The 13197-nt window shown below is 57.7% G+C and carries 10 protein-coding genes; 3 read left to right on the plus strand and 7 right to left on the minus strand.

Annotated features, from left to right (window positions below; all coding sequences use genetic code 11):
- Window positions 1-196 precede the first annotated feature (196 nt).
- Entirely contained in the window at window positions 197-934 is a 738-nt protein-coding gene (locus IVA92_RS09945; RefSeq protein WP_247279672.1) for a metallophosphoesterase family protein, read from the minus strand.
- A gap of 594 nt (window positions 935-1528) precedes the next feature.
- On the opposite strand from IVA92_RS09945, the gene IVA92_RS09950 reads away from it, so the two are divergent.
- A complete protein-coding gene (locus IVA92_RS09950; RefSeq protein ID WP_247279492.1) occupies window positions 1529-2959 on the plus strand; it encodes an undecaprenyl-phosphate glucose phosphotransferase in 1431 nt (476 codons plus the stop codon).
- Between the two features lie 721 nt (window positions 2960-3680).
- Window positions 3681-3887 carry a hypothetical protein gene (locus IVA92_RS09955; protein WP_247279493.1) on the plus strand — a complete coding sequence of 69 codons (207 nt, stop codon included), beginning with the start codon at window positions 3681-3683 and terminating at the stop codon, window positions 3885-3887.
- A 111-nt stretch (window positions 3888-3998) separates the two neighbouring features.
- Here IVA92_RS09955 and IVA92_RS09960 read toward each other — a convergent pair whose 3' ends face one another.
- The 6 genes from IVA92_RS09960 to IVA92_RS09985 all read right to left on the minus strand — a co-directional run bounded on the left by IVA92_RS09960 (window position 3999) and on the right by IVA92_RS09985 (window position 11650).
- Window positions 3999-4625 carry a hypothetical protein gene (locus IVA92_RS09960; RefSeq protein ID WP_247279494.1) on the minus strand — a complete coding sequence of 209 codons (627 nt, stop codon included), beginning with the start codon at window positions 4623-4625 and terminating at the stop codon, window positions 3999-4001.
- 55 nt (window positions 4626-4680) lie between these two features.
- Entirely contained in the window at window positions 4681-6006 is a 1326-nt protein-coding gene (locus tag IVA92_RS09965; RefSeq protein ID WP_247459405.1) for a hypothetical protein, read from the minus strand.
- 222 nt (window positions 6007-6228) lie between these two features.
- Complete coding sequence (locus IVA92_RS09970; protein WP_247279496.1) at window positions 6229-6870, minus strand: hypothetical protein; 642 nt, start codon at window positions 6868-6870, stop codon at window positions 6229-6231.
- Between the two features lie 68 nt (window positions 6871-6938).
- Window positions 6939-9356 (minus strand): polysaccharide biosynthesis tyrosine autokinase, encoded by a 2418-nt coding sequence (locus tag IVA92_RS09975; protein ID WP_247279497.1) that lies wholly within the window; start codon window positions 9354-9356, stop codon window positions 6939-6941.
- Window positions 9357-9999: 643 nt separating this feature from the next.
- Window positions 10000-10983 (minus strand): NAD(P)-dependent oxidoreductase, encoded by a 984-nt coding sequence (locus IVA92_RS09980; RefSeq protein ID WP_247279498.1) that lies wholly within the window; start codon window positions 10981-10983, stop codon window positions 10000-10002.
- A gap of 388 nt (window positions 10984-11371) precedes the next feature.
- Window positions 11372-11650 carry a hypothetical protein gene (locus IVA92_RS09985; protein ID WP_247279499.1) on the minus strand — a complete coding sequence of 93 codons (279 nt, stop codon included), beginning with the start codon at window positions 11648-11650 and terminating at the stop codon, window positions 11372-11374.
- 473 nt (window positions 11651-12123) lie between these two features.
- Between IVA92_RS09985 and IVA92_RS09990 the strand changes: the two genes are divergently transcribed.
- On the plus strand, window positions 12124-13194 hold the full coding sequence (locus IVA92_RS09990) for a glycosyltransferase family 2 protein (protein WP_247279500.1): 1071 nt from the start codon (window positions 12124-12126) through the stop codon (window positions 13192-13194).
- Window positions 13195-13197: the final 3 nt, after the last annotated feature.

Below are 13197 nucleotides of genomic sequence, written 5' to 3' on the forward strand. Positions count from 1 at the left end.
GATCTGCTGGCTCAGGCTCTCGTTGTGGCAAATCCTGGCCATCCTCTTCGCCCGACCCCAAATCAATCCAGCCTGAATTCAGGGTTCTTCACGGACGACCAACTAGGCCAGGCGCTTCACCTCTGAGCGCCGAAGCCCATTCGACGCTCGCCGCGGAAGGGCTTTGACAGGCAGATGGCAAGCGGTTGGGACCATGTCACACCGCGAGCATGCGACTTCCCTGGATGCTCATCAGGGTGAGATTGCCGGTCGCATAGGCGCCGGTATCGATGTTGGCACGGTTATTTCGCACGTCGGCGTTCCGCACGGGCGTGTGACCGTGCACGATATATTTGCCGAAATTCTTTTTGCTCTCCAGGAACTCCTCGCGAATCCACAAAAGATCGTTCTCCTGCTGTTCGGATAACGCCACGCCCGGTCGAACGCCCGCATGCACGAAGAAGAAATCCCCGCACGTAAAGCTCAGCCGCAAATTGTCCAGGAATTCCAGATGCTCAGTCGGCATTGCGCGAATCAAATCGCGCAAGATCGATGTCGGCTCGTCGCGCTTCAGATCCGGCGGGGCGAGCCCGTAAGACATCAATGTCTGGGTCCCCCCGACGGCAATCCAATCCTCGAACAGCGAAGGATCTTCGAACACGCTCACCAGAAATGCCTCGTGATTACCCTTGAGGAAGACCGCATTGCCCCGGCGACTACGCTCGACCAGGATGTCGAGGGTGGCGCGCGTATCCGGGCCGCGATCGATGTAATCGCCCATGAAAACCTCGATCGCGTAGCGCGGGCGACTGCGAGCCACGTCGGCGTCGATCACCCGCAACATCGGCTGGAGCAGATGCGCACAACCATGAATATCCGAGATCGCATAGATGCGAACTCCCTCCGGCAGGTGCGGCTTATGGATTGGCCGACGTGGTCGGGCGAAAGATATCATGGCGCACAATCGATCAGGTGGTCGAGAAACTTCCCCAAGTCGCCGGCACCTGAGAACTCCCCATCTGATGCGAACAACGTGCGGTGGATGGAGTAGCGGTCCTCGTTCTCCGGCTTGATCACGCCAAAAGAAGGGCGGAATTTCTTGCCTCCTCTGTTTGCGACGGGTTCCACCGGTCCGGGGAAATTGCAACGCTGAGCTGGATACCGTGGCAAAGATGCATGGCTCATTGCAAATTTCGTGATGCATCCACAGATAGAAATTCATCCATGTTCCCGCAACTGACTCCTCGCGCTCTCGCGACAGGATGGGCGCCTGAAAGATGAGCGAAGACGCGCTCGCGTGACCGTTAAAGCATCGCGGAAGATATGGAACTTGATCCAAAATACGGCAGCGCCGTCGCTGATATGTCAGCACTATGACGAGAGCGTCAGCGCTTGTCGATGCGCATTTCGACGCGACACATCATGCGTGCAAAAGTTTTGCATGCAGCGCCACAATGTCGCTGCGATCACTTAACACCCTCCGTTTGGGAAGCGGTAAATCTTCAGCATCATAATGACCGCCAGGCACTCTCCACACGTAGAGGATCGAATGGCTGTTGCCACTTATAGCTCTGATAGCACCTATGCGATGTCCTCCGCACGGGGCACGGCTCTTCAGAAGCCTTTTCAGCTTCTCGTGATCGCGGCCGACCTCTTGCTGATCTTGCTCTGCTACGCGATGGCGTCGGAACTTTATAGCGTCGCCACGCCGTCCTCTGGAGACGGAGCGCCCATCGGCGCCGGACTGATCGTCAGCGCAGTGTTCGTTGCAATCGCCTATTTTCAGGGTGTCTATGCAACGCACCGTTTGCTGAGTCTGGTCTGGCAATTGCGCAAAGCGATGATCATTTGGCTGGTGTCATTGACAATCCTTGCGGTCGCGGCGTTTCTATTGAAATCGTCGGACAATCTGTCCCGCGGCACGTTCCTGATCTTCACCGGAGTTGGCGGCGTTGGGTTGCTCAGCCTGCGCTTTGCGTGGCAGTGGGCGCTCGGCACGAGCTTTGCCAAGGGCCGATTGGTCGATCGCAAGGTTGCCCTGCTCAGCCTGAAGCCGCTTGATCTCACCTCGAGCCGTTTCAAGGACCTGCGCAAGAACGGATTCGACGTGGTTCGCCATTTCGTGCTTCCCGCTAACAACCATGGGACCGGCTGGGAGAGGCAAATCCGGGATGTTATTCGCCAATCCCGTGCAGCAGATGTCGAGGAGTACCTGTTGGCGGTTGATTGGAACGAGCTGCCGTTGTTGCAGCAACTCGAACTGCACTTGCGCGCTGTACCTCAGCCGATCCGTCTCTTGCCGGATAATTCGATCGCTGATCTGGTATCGCGCCCGTTTTTGCCGGTCAGCGGCACGGTGGCAATTGAGATTCAGCGACCACCGCTCAGCGTGTTTGAACGTCTCCAGAAGCGCTGCCTCGACGTCGGTCTGGCGTTGTTTTCGCTAGTGGCCCTAGCGCCAGTGCTGATCACCGTCTCCATTCTGATCAAGCTGGATTCGCCTGGGAGCGTGATCTTTCGACAGTCGCGCCGCGGCTTCAACGGCAAGCCGTTCGACATCTGGAAATTTCGCAGCATGTATGTGTGCGAGAATGGTCACTCGATTACTCAGGCAACCAAGAGGGACGCACGCGTCACGAGGATCGGGCGCTTCCTCCGCATGACCAGCATTGACGAGTTGCCCCAGCTCTGGAACGTGCTGCGCGGCGACATGTCGTTGGTCGGACCACGCCCACATGCGCTTGCCCATGACAACTATTATGACGAGATCATCAGCAACTACGTATACCGCCACCACATGAAGCCGGGCCTCACGGGCTGGGCTCAAGTTAACGGTTTCCGGGGCGAAACGCCGACCATCGACCTGATGGAAAAGCGGGTAGAATATGACGTTTGGTATGTAAGGAATTGGAGCATTTGGCTCGACCTGAAAATCATGGCGCGCACGGCGGCTACCGTCATTTCCCAGGAGGCGTACTAGGTCAGTGCAGGCTGCCTTGGCGGCGCGGCGCGGACTCATAGGCGCTGAGCTAGATGCGGATTGAAGCGAGAGCTCCCTTTGGAGCCTTTGAATCAGGCGTCGCGCCAATCACCAAGCTTCAGGTCTTATGCCTACGCGTCCTGTTCCACAGCCGCACAATGGCCTCACGTATTGCGACCAGCCGGGCCATCAAGACGAAAAAGACTCCCGTTGCGAGTGATCCGAGAGCGTGGCGAAGGGAGAATTGTTCGTTGTGATCGAGCCGGTCTTGATGCTTTTCGATCGGGACCGGCACAAGGATTGTTCCTGACCTGTTCAGCCGCGATCGCGACCCGCGGGAAGGAACCACGATGAGCACGAATAAAACGTTGAGCAACAGCCAGATGCTTAATATGGCAAGTACCGTCATCCAGTCCCACCGAAATGCAAGATCAAGTATCGGGTTAAATTAACCGTCGGAACCTCAGAAGGAAAGGGTGCACGACGCGGTTGAGGCGTCGGCTGACTCCTTCCAGCCGACGAGTTCCAGAGATACTCTATCTCGATCATCTCAGCCCGCCTTCATCAATCCGTCCAAATCGGCTACGACAATGATCGTCGTTTGTGGACTCCGTACGATTACGGTCGGCGCTGGAACCATGGATCGCGCGAGCGCTAAGCCGCAGGAAGCGCTTTGCGTAGGATCCTTCGGCGTTCGGGGCGCAGCGGATGAGCCGGAACGATGTTCGAGCTGCTCGGAGCCCCTACGCACCGCGCTCAGCTTGCGCACAGCCGCGAACCCGTCTGGATCAAATGTGACAAGAAGCCGTTTCGGGCTGCGGTGGCAATCGCCATGTCTAGCGCACGAGAATTGATTGTAAAGGAAAACGCGCAGTGGTGCGCCAAGCACGACGATTTGCCTGAACGATCGAAGACCCGAATCCCGTGACGAAGCGGTAAACTCCGGCATCACCACGTATCGATCTGGTCAGGTTGAGAAGGCCTGGCTCAACTAGGCCCGGGCGACGGCAGCGAAGCGCGCCCACTAAACGCCACGAGGTCAACCGCGCAGTGTCGCCAGAAAGGACGGGTCAATCGATTCAACTGCATCTTCCAGGAAGGCCTTGCCCAGTTTTGATGCCCTGCGATAAGCGGACACGAGTGCCGATCTCGACCCAGGTCGGCGTATCAGGATGAGCCGAACGTCATTGCGTACGAGGTCCTTGACATCGGGAAGGGCAAGCGCATCGAAGCGGGTCGCAATGTCGATCCGCGCCGGCATCAATCGCGCGTCGTTTGGTGCGACGAAATATGCCATCTTCAAGGCCTCGACCACGACCGGATCGTGCGGGTCGCGCTGGACCTGAAGCAGCGCCAGCGCCAGCCATAGTTCAGGATTGTAAGGAGAGGTCGAGAGCGTCCGCCTGAGGCGGCCGAGAGCGTCGGTATGCGCTATTGATCGCAGGATCGTGGGCCTTTGCTGGCCAGACTCAATTGTCTGCAGCGCGGCGACCGATCCATGATTACCTTCCAGCTCTGATCCAAACGGCGAGCGCGTTCCCAACAATGTGGGCGCGTCTTCAGTCCACCGCGCCCCAATCTCGGCCGCATCTGCGGAAAATGTTGTCCGGCTCAGCGCCGGCACCTCCGCTATGGCCGACACAATCGCATAGGATCCGACCGCCAAGGCCAACGCCACCAGAAGAACGCGAAATCTGCTCGATGAACTCATTGTCGATGCATTAGTTCAACATACGGCGCGCGGAAGCCGCCGAGTGGTTGGCGCCACTGGTCCGTCCCACTGATTGTGCAAGTCCAACTCCGACCATCACCGCCACGATTGCTTGAATCGCGGGGTTTGAGAGGCTTGAGTCAAGAAAGCTCTCGCAGAGTACAACGACAACGGCGGCGGCCGCGGCGGCCGCGAAAAAGGAATCACGTCCTCGCCGAACGGCGCCGCGAAAGCTAACGAGGAAAAACTGGACGGCGAAGGCTGCTAGGATGGCGCTCGCCAATCGTCCCGCCTCGACAGCCATCAAGACTGCGGTGGAGGGAGGGGCTGCCAGCGCAGCGCCGAACTCCTGATAGGCTCTCGAAATCAGCCTAAAGGTTCCGAGACCATGCCCCCACGTCGGTGCATCAGAGAGCAGGTGCTTTGCCGGCGCAACTGCTTCCGGGGGGAGGCTGACGAATCCAAGGAGGCCCAAGCCTCCGGACCGAGAGTGCGACGCAGCCATCGCGCTGGCGATCGCTGCAAGGACCAAGAACAATAGCGCCGAAGGCCAAGACCGAAATCCCAAGCGCCGGACAGCGGCAATGAACACGAGGACCATCAATCCGCAGCCAGTAACCGCCGCCAATGCGCGTTGTTCGAGGGCGGCAAGTGCGGCGAATGCAACGACAATTCCTAACAGACCGCAGGAAACGCCGACCCACAGTAGGGGCGAGGCCAGATTGTGGATGTTCTGCTGGTGCAGGTGGCGTTCGAGTGCCCGGGCGACGAGCGCGCCATTTGTCAATATCGCAAGAGCGGCTGCTGCCGGAAACAGATTCGTAGCTACGCCGGACTGGGGAATGATTCCGGCGAATAAATCGAGCCGGCCGAGTAGGAACTCGACTGACATGAGGGTCGTCACTGCGCTCAATACGAACAGGATCGTTTCGGCCATACGGCGATCCCTGGTGATGACGACGGTCGACACCAGGAGCGACACGTCGACCAGATAGAGGAACAGGCTGTGCAACGTTGCGCTCGTATCAACGCTGATGCGGGCCGGCAGCGATGGCTGATTCAATGCGATCGAAGTCGCCGACCAGATCGGGTTCGCAAGCGAAGACATCGGAAAGATTTGCAACGTCATCCAGACGACCGGAAGCAAGAATATGAGGAGAAATTGCTTCAGCAACTGCGCGGCAGACGCGATTTGCGCCTCCGGACCTCTTGTTGCCATTGCCATCATCAACGCAGTAGCAAGTGAAATCACATGCTGTGCGAAGGAGCCGCTTGTGAGCGCCAAGATCGGAGTCGCGGCGAGCAATGTGATTAAAAGCCAGGAAGCGATGAGCACTCGGAGAACCGTGAGACGTGGAAGCGGGAATGGAATGCAGCATTGCACAAGTGGGACATTGATACGCGTCGCATAGCCGAGCTTGGGACGCCACCGTCGTCTCGGTGATGGATGGCCGGATAGAAGCCACCATGACGCATCATCACAACGCGGCCTGCCAACTGGTCACATGCATTCGGTTTGCGGAATTCGCTCTGCATGACAGTTCCGTGACCGGCTAAATTATCGAGCATGGCAGTACTGCGACAAGTAACGGAGAGCCGTCGCCAGTCCAGCCATCGGCACCGAACCGCGGATCCCGGTCGGTGTGGTCCCAATTTCAACCTCAAGCTCGTTTGCGGTTTGCCAGTCGCTAGCAGCAAGCTTCGAGGCGTCGGCGGGTAGTAGGAGCGCGACGCCGCCCTGGATCACAGATGCCTGGAACTCTGCGCGCTTCTCTCCCGCTATGAGGGCTACGTTCGGTCGCGCCGAGCGGGACAGTGGCTCGAGTACAATGAGTACAATTTCGATGCCACCTTTCCCGCATTGCAGGCTCAGGCCAGCAAGGCGCGTATCCGACTTGGCACTATCGACGACATGCATCACTGAAATGGCATCGGCGCCGCCGTCTGGATTTTTGCTCTTCACCAGTCGCCATCCGCCCTCAAGCTGTGTCGATTGGCTGCCGGACTCGATCTGCTTGAACGCCTCTTCGTCACAACGTCGACGCTGCTCGGCGCTGGTCCCAGACCCGCAGTTCAGAATGCCCGGACGCACCGCCTCGGCTCGACCGGGAGCCGTCGTCATCAAGAGACCAGCACCGAGCAGGACTGAGCGCACCATCAGAAGCGCCGACCTAACATGCGCTAGCGCCAAATCATTCATGTTGTATCCAAGGGCCCTGTCAAAAATCGGGCAAGCGCTGCCCGCCGCTCCGGATCAAGCATCTGACGTCAATCGACGTAACCATACCTCTTGTAGTATCGATTGCGATAGTAGGCTGCGCCATACGTATCGTATCGGCTCATCACCGACACGTTCACCTTGTTAAGAACCGCACCGAGCATCCGCTCGCGCACAACCGGCGTTTCGCCTAGCACGCGCTCGACGATATCGATTTTCGATTTCGCCCATTCGATGACAAGGATATAGGAATCAGCCAACCCCCCGGTCGCCCGAACGTCGACGACCGGCGCCAGCGGGCTAAGATCGAGAACGATGCGATCAAAGTGCTGCCGTAGTTGCTGGAACAGGTCGTCCATCTGTTGCGAGGCCAGCAGGTCGCTCGAATTCGAGAAGCGCGATGTGATGGCACAAGGAAGAAAATGTAGATTCGTCTGCGGGTCTATCCAGACCACGTCCCTCCAGTCGGCTTGGCCGATGACGACATGGATCAAGCCGTCCTGCGCAGCCGGAGTAAGCCTTGCGGTGAGGCTTGGGTTGCGGATGTCGCCATCGATCAGCAGCGTACGGCAGCCGCTTTGCGCCAAGGTCTGCGCCAGCGCTTCGCTGATGGTTGACTTTCCCTCGTTCGGAAGAGCGGAGGTAATCCCCAGGACCTTGTTGGACCCTGCACCGAAATTTGCGAAATCGCTGGCGAGCTTGATCGACCGAAATCCCTCCGCGAAGCGTGAAAACGGGGCATTGATCACGTGCCGCCCGACGCTCTCCTCGGTTGAAAGCAGACGGTCGCGATGCGACTGTTGGTGGCTGAACGCGGGCGCGGGCCCGTGGAGTGGCAAGGTCGTGCCGGATCCCCCGTGATTCGGTGATGCCTGCTGCGGTTTGGGCTTGTCGCGTTTGCCGAATCGCCAGGCCGCTTTGCCCGATTGAGCGGAATTCGCCTTGATGGCACCCTGCTCTATGACCGGAATCGAAGCGAGACATCGGGTATCCACGAACTTCTCGACCTGCGAAACGGTACGGAAGACGCGATCCATCATATCAAGCAGGATTGCCACGAGAGCTGCGAGAATCGACCCACCCACGATCGCCGCAAGCAGGATGAGTGTCGTTCTTGGCGACGTCTTGTTGGGAAGAGTCGACGCGGCCTGGCTGATCACCCTCGCTTCGGTAATGGGAAACGACTGCTGCTGAACCGAGACCATGTACAGTTGCAGGAAGTTGTCAGACAATGCGCGAGCGCTCTGAGCGTTGCTTTCCAGATCTCTCAGGATGATCTGGGCCTGGCTGGTATTATTCGAGACCGCGATCGTATCGTTCAAGCTCTTCTGGCTGGACTCTTCGCGCGCCTTGGCAATTTCAAGGTCACTCTTGTAGACCTCGGCCGTGCGTCGCAGTTCGTCAATGATCGAGCGTCGGATTTCACGCATCTGATTGCGTAAATTGACAACCGCCAGATGTGTCGATCCATACCGGTTCGACCAATCGGCCTGCTTGGCCGCGTACTCGAGATAGGTCTGGCGCAATTTGGTGATGACCGGGTTGGCCATCGTCTCGCTCACAGTCGCCAAATCATTCAGAATGACCTTCGAATCGTCGCCGTCTGCATTCAATATCGCGGTGATGCGTTCGAGCTTAGCTTGTGCCTCCGCACGCTGGCTACGCGCAGTCGTCAGCGAAGTATTGATTTCAGCGAGTTGCTGCTCGGTGAGCAGTCGCCCGCCGGCGTCGACGATGTTGTTCTTGGCCTTGAAATCCGCAACGGTGCGTTCGGCGGAAGACGCCTGCGAGCGCAATTCCTTCAATCGGTCCTGCAGCCAGACCGCCGCCCGTCTCGATGCCTGATATTTCGATTCCAACGAATCCACGATATAGCCGTCGGCGACTGCGTTGGCGATCCGCGCTGCCAACTCCTGCGACAATGCCTGAAAGGAGATCTCGATAACATAGCTCACGCCGACGCGCTTGATGCTGAGGCCGCTCGCAAAGCGAGCGAGTGCTGCGCGCAGTATTTGCTCTTCCGTGGGCGGGGTCGACTCGGAGAATATTCCGGTAATCGCGCTACTGATGCTGCTGAGCAATCCGCCGCCGTCGCTCATGAAGTCTGCCGACTCCGCAAGTTTCAGATCCTTGATGACTTTGGAGGCGATCGCTTCGGACTTGAGAAGTTCGACCTGACTGTCGACCATCGCCGAGTCGATCGGGTTGTCTGCGCCGCTCGCGGGCGCTTGCGTCTGCAGGCCCTGCATCTTGCGGCTGTCGATCATCAGGATCGCCGTTCCGGTATATCGCTTCGGTGCCGTGAACACGTAGACGCCGGCAAGACAGATGCACAGGAGCAGCGTGAAAATCATCACTGGATACTGGCGGCTCATCAACGCAAGCGCAGAGGAGATGGTCTGCTCCAGCGATGGGGCCTCCCGCGCCGTGTTTTCGATCTCGCGAGATGTGATCTTTGTTTGAAGCATCCGGCCCGCCCTACTTAGATCTCTGTGAATGCGGCATCAGGCTGGCCTTGCCGCGCTGAATTCGTGCAAAAAGTGCCGCGTAGAAGATCCCTGTTGGTCGAATTCGACATGACGGATGCGGTGATCGACGCGCGGCGCTCGAGAATTGGCTAGTGCCACCGAGGCTCTCTTGTCAAAGCACCTAGTCGGTTCGTGCGACACGTTATTGGTCAGAGAAGTTTCGGCAACGCTGCAGGGCCACCGTAGGTACCGCTTGCCGCAAAATCGTCATAATGCCCATCTCCGTCAACTTTGCCAAAAAAAGCGACTTTCAAGATCGAGACAATTCACGCCGCCTGAGAAGATCATGGTTCGCCCACGAATTGGGCAGGATTCCACGAATGCTACGTGCCGACCCGGTGGACAGCGTCCGACCGGTCTCGAATTCTGCGATGCAATATCGACCTGAGTGTGACGGACAAGCATGAGATCTTGCAACTGCCACAGGCAAGGCGAATCGGGTCTCGCGGTTACGACCGAGCACGCGACGCCGGAATCCGAACGGGTCTGGTTTCGGATCCGCTATGGTGGCGAGAATCGGCCTTGAAGTTCCACCGGCGAATCTCCGATCTCCGGACACTTGAAGGATCCAGCCAACAAAACCTCAATCAAAATCCTTGATGGAGGATTCCCGATTCCAATCCACAAGCGAGCTTGCCAGATCGTACTCGAATTTGAACCCGCTTGCGATCAGATGCTTCGGCAGAATGTTCGTAGAAAACCACAACTTCTTGATCCGGTCACGATTGATGCCGGTCTTGATGCCGACAGCCTGCAGCACCTCGAATGGAAGCACGGCGAGATTCATTAGCCATACCGGAATCGTTATCGTCGGCTTGGGGTAAGCGGCAGTTCGAGAGAAGGCGGAGCAAATCTCGCTGATGGTATAACGGTCCTCATAGCAGAAATTGTAGATCGACAGACCGTCGTTGCGAGACGCCATGAAGAACATCGACGAGACCAGGTCCTTCACGTAGCCGCACGACTTGATGGTGTCGGTTCGGCCGGGATAGATGAAGGTCCGCCTTTCGAGAAGCCTCGACAATCGCGTGAAATTGCCTCGCTCGTAGCGCCCATAGATGACGGCGGGGCGCACGATGGTCAGCCGCCTGTCCGGGTCCTCCGATTGCCATAGACGATGGATCGCTTCGGCCGAGAGTTTGGAGCGTCCATAGGCACTGACTGGGACCGGCGTCGCATCTTCGGTAAGTGGGGTCTCGGTCGGACCGTAGACCGATATCGAGCTGGTAAAGATGACATTCCGGCTGCCAGTGTCTCTCGCAAATCGGCAGACGTGCACCGCACCCAGCACGTTTGTATAATAATAGTCGCCGTCCGGATGACCTGGGGTGACATGGACTGCAGCCAGGTTGAAGATGTCGGCAGGCAGTCCGCCTGCGAGCTTCGGGTCGATTGGCTCACGGACATCATGATGGACATACTCGACGCCTTCGACGTGCGCCCTAGGCTTCCCGATATCCACTGAGACGATTCGGTCGTAGCGGCCGGAAGCGAGCATCCGCGTCATCAGATGTGTACCGATGAAGCCTGCGCCTCCGAATACAATAGCCTGGGTGGGATTGGACATGTGCGCGATGGTCAACTTGAGTGAAGGTGCTGAGTCAACGGCGACAAATTTCGGTCAAGGCTCCCTGACAATCGAGCGCACGCATTGGAAAGCGGCACGCCCTGCCGTTGCAAGGGTTGTGCCCAGAAAGAACAAGATTGCTTGATGTGCAGTGCGCCCGCTCGCGACCGCGAGCGCTTATGCTGCTCGACATCAGTGAAGCGGGCAATTTGGGGCAGCAATTGGTCAGTCATGCGTTTCTCATGTAGCGATAACAAGATCGTTACCGACAGCGCGTGTGACATGCTCGGAATCATCGGTTCCATCTGGGCGATCCCCAATGCGGTGGCGCTGACTCAAGCGGCAACGCGAATAGATGGGAGGACGGACTGCTCGTCTGAACAACGACTCAATAGAGCTCGCGATACTCAAATTGGAAGTTCGTTGATCCCGCCGCGATCCCCAATAATCTTTGCAGCTTCTGGTAACCTGCGAGCGGAACGACGATGCAATCGGAACTTCCCGCGTAGCAAACCCGAACCCGGATCGATTGACCGCAGATGTTTTGAACCAGCACAATCTGCTCGATGATCTTGGGGTTGTTGGCTTGAGGGTGCGTCACCGGATTGACTGATATGCAAAGCTTTCCGTCCACTGTCGTGTGATTTGGAGCGAAGGTACCTTCCATCGGTCGAATCGAACTCGAAGGCCGAGTGGAAATGCCGGAGCCGCCATACATCGGAGGAGATGTGCGACCGAAGCCGGAAATTTGAGCAACGGCCGTCGTTGTGAGGAGCGATGAAGCGATAGCTACACATACCGCCACATAACCGTCTGAGCGCCTAGATCGGTTATCATGCATCTTCACTGCTCTGCACATCCATGATGGTTGGGGCCAGCTCTCGAAAGAAGCCGCGGTTGTCGGCGGCAGGATAGAGTTGCAGTTGCGGCAACAGAATGACAGGTAAAATAGTTCCCGGGATTGCAGGCGGGAATCTTGCCTCTTCCTTGCGCTTGAAAACACGTGCTAGAGGCTGCACCTTCCTGGGGTAAGTGTCTGACGCCCGTCGACTGTGATGTTCTGTCGGCCGTCATGCGACGTACTTGCAACGCGAGTATTCTAGGCGGCGAATGTTGAAGGAGATACCAGGACACGCTGTGTTGCCGGAAGTCGAACCGGCGACCCTGCCGCGCCTCTCGGTCGTCATTCCGAACCACAATTACGCAGCTTATGTGGGATCCGCGATCCGCAGCGCGCTGGACATACGATGGCCAAACGTCGAAGTGATCGTCGTCGATGACGGGTCGACGGACCATTCACTCGACGTCATCAACGAATTTGCAGACGAAGTCACAATCATCAGCCAGTTGAACGCCGGGCAGATGATGTCATGTGTGAACGGCTTTCGCAGGTCTTCCGGCGATATCATCATATTTCTCGACTCGGACGATGCCTTGCATCCTGATGTCATGACGGAGATCGTATCCGTCTGGTCCAAAGCCGCGAGCAAATATCAGTTTCAGATGCGCGTGATCGATGCCGAGGGGCAGCCGACCGGAAACGTCCTGCCGCAGTACTTCTCCTGTCCGTCCTCGGAGGACGTCCGCAAGTGGATGGCAACCACCGGCGCCTATCCGACGCCGCCCGGGTCGGGAAATGCCTACCCGAAATGGTTTGTCGAGCGTGTCTTCGGCTTTGAATCCGACTTCGTTGATCGGGCTCCGGACAGTTATCTTTTGGCGGCCGCTCCTGCATGTGGCGAGATCGTAACGATCACCAAGCCGTTGGCAGACTACCGCGTGCACGGCCTCAATCACGGGGCTTTCCTTCAACTCGACGATACCCGCTTTGCGAGAGAAATCGACCTCACGCGGAGGCGATACAAATTCTTTTCCGAGATCGCGCGCGCGGAGAAGCTGCCGGTTGCGCCCGATGCGCTCAAGAGCAATTTGATATTTCTTTGTTTGCGGATAGCGTCGTTCAAGCTGCGGCCGGACCTTCATCCAATCGCGGCGGATAGTTCATTGAGCATCGCTGTCGATGCGCTTGGAGCGGCTGCGTCGCCGCAAGGTTTCTCAAGATCGCAGCGCATATCGCTGCTGGCTTGGATCTTCTGCACCCTGATCAGTCCGCAATACTTCCGTCGTGCCCTGGTGAGTTTGCGCTACGTGCCCGCCCAGCGGCCGAAATGGTTGCGCGCTTTGCTCGGTCGATTCCGCATCATTCGATGATCG

This window comes from Bradyrhizobium sp. 154 (genome assembly GCF_023073875.1).
Classification (GTDB): Bacteria; Pseudomonadota; Alphaproteobacteria; order Rhizobiales; family Xanthobacteraceae; genus Bradyrhizobium.

Bases quoted from the DNA above. Each gene is read 5' to 3' on its own strand.
- IVA92_RS09945 (WP_247279672.1), bottom strand. From the start codon at position 934: ATGATATCTTTCGCCCGACCACGTCGGCCAATCCATAAGCCGCACCTG.
- IVA92_RS09950 (WP_247279492.1), top strand. From the start codon at position 1,529: ATGGCTGTTGCCACTTATAGCTCTGATAGCACCTATGCGATGTCCTCC.
- IVA92_RS09955 (WP_247279493.1), top strand. From the start codon at position 3,681: ATGTTCGAGCTGCTCGGAGCCCCTACGCACCGCGCTCAGCTTGCGCAC.
- IVA92_RS09970 (WP_247279496.1), bottom strand. From the start codon at position 6,870: ATGAATGATTTGGCGCTAGCGCATGTTAGGTCGGCGCTTCTGATGGTG.
- IVA92_RS09975 (WP_247279497.1), bottom strand. From the start codon at position 9,356: ATGCTTCAAACAAAGATCACATCTCGCGAGATCGAAAACACGGCGCGG.
- IVA92_RS09980 (WP_247279498.1), bottom strand. From the start codon at position 10,983: ATGTCCAATCCCACCCAGGCTATTGTATTCGGAGGCGCAGGCTTCATC.
- IVA92_RS09985 (WP_247279499.1), bottom strand. From the start codon at position 11,650: ATGGAAGGTACCTTCGCTCCAAATCACACGACAGTGGACGGAAAGCTT.